The sequence below is a fragment of the Mesorhizobium sp. M1A.F.Ca.IN.020.06.1.1 genome (assembly GCF_004023265.1).
Lineage (GTDB): Bacteria > Pseudomonadota > Alphaproteobacteria > Rhizobiales > Rhizobiaceae > Mesorhizobium.
In genome coordinates this window covers 1-4428 of record NZ_RZSR01000487.1, presented here as the reverse complement: position 1 = coordinate 4428, position 4428 = coordinate 1, and the positions used below count along the sequence as shown (strand labels likewise).

General features: G+C 64.3%; 5 protein-coding genes. 2 read left to right on the top strand and 3 right to left on the bottom strand.

Features of this window, described 5'->3' with window-relative positions; genetic code table 11:
- On the bottom strand, positions 1–551 hold a 551-nt coding region (locus EOA60_RS20425), incomplete at its 3' end, for an aminotransferase class III-fold pyridoxal phosphate-dependent enzyme (RefSeq protein ID WP_128311798.1).
- Positions 552–565: 14 nt separating this feature from the next.
- Positions 566–1405, bottom strand: a complete 840-nt coding sequence (locus EOA60_RS20420; RefSeq protein ID WP_095825755.1) for a GNAT family N-acetyltransferase — start codon at positions 1403–1405, stop codon at positions 566–568.
- 320 nt (positions 1406–1725) lie between these two features.
- Here EOA60_RS20420 and EOA60_RS20415 point away from each other — a divergent pair, with 320 nt between their 5' ends.
- Both EOA60_RS20415 and EOA60_RS20410 read left to right on the top strand, forming a co-directional pair.
- Positions 1726–2394, top strand: a complete 669-nt coding sequence (locus EOA60_RS20415; protein ID WP_066989167.1) for a haloacid dehalogenase type II — start codon at positions 1726–1728, stop codon at positions 2392–2394.
- A 16-nt stretch (positions 2395–2410) separates the two neighbouring features.
- Positions 2411–3685 (top strand): FAD-binding oxidoreductase, encoded by a 1275-nt coding sequence (locus tag EOA60_RS20410; RefSeq protein ID WP_127334716.1) that lies wholly within the window; start codon positions 2411–2413, stop codon positions 3683–3685.
- A gap of 13 nt (positions 3686–3698) precedes the next feature.
- On the opposite strand, the gene EOA60_RS20405 is transcribed toward EOA60_RS20410, so the two are convergent.
- Positions 3699–4428 (bottom strand): aldehyde dehydrogenase family protein (locus EOA60_RS20405; RefSeq protein WP_128311796.1); only part of this gene is annotated, 730 nt, incomplete at its 5' end.

Here is a 4428-nt window from a genome sequence, read left to right as displayed (position 1 = left end):
GGATAGGGCGAGGGGATCTTGTGCTGCCATTCGAACGGAATGCCGAAACCGGCATGAAAGGCGGGCAGGGCGGTCAGGCCCGCGCCGACCACCGACGATCCGTGATAACCCTGCTCAATGGAAATAAACTGGTCGCGTTCAGGCTCGCCTCTGGCATTCCAGTAGTAGCGGACGAACCGGATCGTGCTGTCGACCGCGTCCGATCCCCCGAGAGTGAAATAGACGTGATTGAGATCCCCGGGCGCCCGGTCGGCCAGCTCCGAGGCGAGCCGGATGGCGGGCTCCGAGCCGAGATCGAAATAGGCGGTGGCGTAGGGCAACTCGCGCATCTGCCGGGCCGCTGCTTCGACGATGCTGTCGTGACCATAGCCGGCATTGACGCACCACAGTCCGGCGAAGCCGTCGAGAAGTTGCCGGCCGGACGCATCGGTCACGGTAGCGCCCTTCGCCGATTTCAGCACCCGCACGCCGAGCGCCTCATGGCCGCGATATGAGGCGACCGGATGGATGAGATGGGCGCGGTCGAGTTCGATCAGGGAATTGGCGAGCATTGTTGTCCTCCGGGCTATCCGAGCGCCTGGTTGGCGAGGGCGTAAACTTTTGGCCTGGCCTGTTCGGCCCCATTCTTGGCCGGACGGTCCATAGCGACGCCGCCGCCGACATGAGCGAGGCCGATTTCTCCGAGCCAGCCGGCGATGCCGGTCCTGCTTTCGGTATCCACGCGCAGGAAAGCGCCAGGGCGAGACGCGGCGAAAAAGCTGATCAGGGCCTTGGCGTCGTCTGCATTTCCGGCGATGACGGGGCCGATCACCTCGCCGCGTCCGAACGGGCGGATTGCGGCATAGGCCGCGATGACGCCACTGCGGCGGATGACGGCGAATTCACCCCGCTCGGCCAGCGCATCGATCAAAGCTTCACGGTCGGCGCCGTAGGCGTCACGGTCCAGGGCCTTGATTTCCGGCAGATGGTGCGCGCCCGCGGCTTCCACACCGTCGGAAGCCTCAAGCGCTGTCACCTTGCCCTGATGCTGAAGAATCGTGCCCGAGGGCACGAAGCCAAGCTTCTCATAAAGAGGCATGCCGTCGGTCGTGGCGACGAGCCGCAGCGCACGGTCGCCGGCAAGGGCGAAGGCCTGTTCCATGAGCCGGCGCCCGAGCCCTTTGCCTCGCGCGTTCCTGTCGACGATCACCATGTTGATCATGGCGCAATCGGCGCCGTAAGGCGTTACCAGGATTGTCCCGGCGACCCGGCCCTGGTCGTCGAGCGCAACCGCGCCGCTCGAAAGCTGCAGCGCCATCTGCCAATCCTGCGGGCGATGCGGCCAATTCTCCTGCCGAGATAGCGCGACTGCACCCTCGATATGATCCGGCCCGAAGTCCTGGAGTTCGATCTCGCCTTGCTGCATGACGCACCTTTCAGTCTGACCCCAAGTCTCGATCATCGGTGCGCCGCAGATCGTCTAAAGGTCTCGACTTCCGCGGTATCATTCGCCGTTGCTGAGGGGGTGCGCCGCATCTTGTGCTGGCCCCTATGGAACTGGATGCGTTTAGCGCCTCGACCGGCGGCATCCTTCGACACTCAAGATGCTACAGCGTGCCAAACGGAACCGCGGATACGGAACTTTCTGCTTTCGGCAGCCGCTTTTCGGTCAAGTGGGTCGCTTCCTGCCGGCCTATGATGAAAGACGTCCCAACACGGATGTGCTTCCACCGGAGATCGACGGATATGGCTTCTTTCAGGCCCAAATACATCACCTTCGACTGCTACGGCACGTTGACTAATTTCCAGATGGCCGAGGCGGCGCGTGACCTCTATGGCAGCCGACTCGACGAGCCGCGCATGCAGGCGTTCATCAAGAACTTCGCGGCTTACCGGCTCGACGAGATCCTGGGCGACTGGAAGCCCTATGCCGACGTCGTCCACAACGCGCTCGAGCGCGCCTGCAAGCGCAACGGCGTCTCCTTCAGCCCGGACGACGCCACGATGGTCTATGAGCGTGTCCCGACCTGGGGGCCCCACGCGGACGTTCCAGCCGGGCTGGCGAAGGTTGCCAAGGAAATTCCGCTGGTCATCCTCTCCAACGCCATGAACGCGCAGATCATGTCCAATGTCGAGAAGCTCGGCGCGCCATTCCATGCCGTCTACACGGCCGAACAGGCGCAGGCCTACAAGCCACGCTTCAAGGCTTTCGAATATATGTTCGATAGGCTGGGCTGTGGTCCGGAGGATGTTCTTCACTGCTCGTCCTCGTTCCGCTACGACCTGATGTCGGCGCATGATCTCGGGATCAAGAACAAGGTCTGGGTCAATCGCGGCCACGAGCCGGCCAACCCCTATTACGGCTATGTCGAGATCGCCGACATTTCCGGTCTTCCGGGCGTGGTCGGGCTTTGAAACTGACGGATTGCAAATGAAGCTGGTCTCCTACTGGCACGACACCGCTCCAGTTTTTTCCGGCGGAGCGCAAGGCCCGGTCGAGGGACACTACGACGCCGCCATCATCGGCGGCGGCTTCACCGGCCTCGCCGCCGCCCGCCAACTGGCGAAGGCCGGCGCCAAGGTGGCGGTGCTGGAAGCAGAGCGGGTCGGCTGGGGCGCGTCCGGACGCAATGGCGGGCACCTGAACAACGGCCTCGCCCACAGCTACCTTTCGGCCAAGGCGGAGCTCGGCAAGGAGCGCGCGATCGCGCTCTACCGGGCACTGGACGATTCCGTCGACACCATCGAGGCGCTGGTCGCCGAGGAGGGTATCGACTGCAATTTCCGCCGCGCCGGCAAGCTGAAGCTCGCCTCCAAGCCGCAGCATTTCGAAGCGATCGCCCGTAACTTCGAGGCCGTCCATGCCGAGGTCGATCCGGACACGGCGCTGCTGTCGCCGAACGATCTCAAATCCGAGATCGGCTCGCCCTTCCATGGCGCGATGCTGTCGAAGAAGAGCGCCATGATGCATATGGGCCGCTACGTGGCCGGGCTGGCGACAGCCGCGGTTCGTCATGGCGCCGTCATCCACGAGAATGCAGCGGTGACGGAACACAGGCAATCCGGCACGCGGCATCAGCTGACCACCTCCCGCGGCCGCATCAGCGCCGACAATGTGCTGGTGGCGACCGGCGCCTACACCACGCCGAATTTCGGCTATTTCCGCCGCAGGATCATTTCCGTCGGCAGCTTCATCATCGCCACGCGACCGCTGAGCGACGCCGAGATCGCCGCGACCATGCCCGGCAACCGGACATGCGTGACCTCGATGAACATCGGCAACTACTTCCGGCTTGCGCCGGACAAGCGCCTGATCTTTGGTGGCCGCGCACGCTTCTCGGCGACATCGGACCAGCGCTCCGATGCCAAGAGCGGACAGATATTGCGGGCAAGCCTCGCGGCGATCTTCCCGCAGCTCGCCAGGGTCGAGATCGATTATTGCTGGGGCGGGCTGGTCGACATGACCAAGGACCGCTTCCCGCGGGCCGGCTACCATGACGGGGTCTGGTACGCGATGGGCTATTCCGGCCACGGCGCGCAGCTTTCCACCCATCTGGGGATGATCATGGCCGATGCCATGCTTGGTCGCGCGGACCGCAATCCGATGAAGGGGCTCGAGTGGCCCGCCATTGCCGGCTATTCCGGCAAGCCCTGGTTCCTGCCGATGGTCGGTCTCTACTACAAGGCGCTCGACCGGATCCAGTGATCGGGGCTGGGGTTTAACCCAGCCCGCCCATGTGGAAGCTCTTCAGTTCCAGATATTCCTCGATGCCGGCCTGCGCGCCCTCGCGCCCGAGGCCGGACTGCTTGACGCCGCCGAAGGGAGCTATCTCCATCGAAACCGAGCCGGTGTTGAGGCCCACCATGCCGAACTCCAGCGCCTCGCCGACGCGCCAGGCGCGCTTCAGGTTCTCGGTGTAGAAGTAGGAGGCAAGCCCGTAAGGCGTGCCGTTGGCAAGCGCGACCGCTTCCTCTTCCGTCTCGAAGCGGAAAAGCGGTGCGACCGGACCGAAAGTCTCCTCGCTGGCGAGTTCCATTTCGTTTGTTGCGCCGGCCAGCACCAGCGGCGCGACATATTGAGGACCCTCCGGCAGCACCGGCTTATCGGTGACGATCGTCGCGCCCTTGGCGAGCGCGTCCCCGACGTGCCGATTGATTTTCTCGACCGCCGCCATGTTGATCATCGGCCCGATGGCGACGCCGGGCTGCGTGCCCGGTCCCACCGTCAACGCATTGACGCGGGCGCTGAGCTTGGCGGAGAAGGCGTCATAAACTCCGGCCTGGACGAGAATGCGGTTGGCGCACACGCAGGTCTGGCCGCCATTGCGGAACTTCGACGCCAGCGCCCCCTCGACGGCGAGGTCGAGGTCGGCGTCGTCGAAGACGATGAAGGGCGCGTTGCCGCCGAGCTCGAGGCTGAGCCTTTTCACGCTATCGGCCGCTCCGCGC

Coding starts and splice junctions, on each gene's coding strand:
- EOA60_RS20410 (WP_127334716.1), top strand. CDS start 2,411: ATGAAGCTGGTCTCCTACTGGCACGACACCGCTCCAGTTTTTTCCGGC.
- EOA60_RS20415 (WP_066989167.1), top strand. CDS start 1,726: ATGGCTTCTTTCAGGCCCAAATACATCACCTTCGACTGCTACGGCACG.
- EOA60_RS20420 (WP_095825755.1), bottom strand. CDS start 1,405: ATGCAGCAAGGCGAGATCGAACTCCAGGACTTCGGGCCGGATCATATC.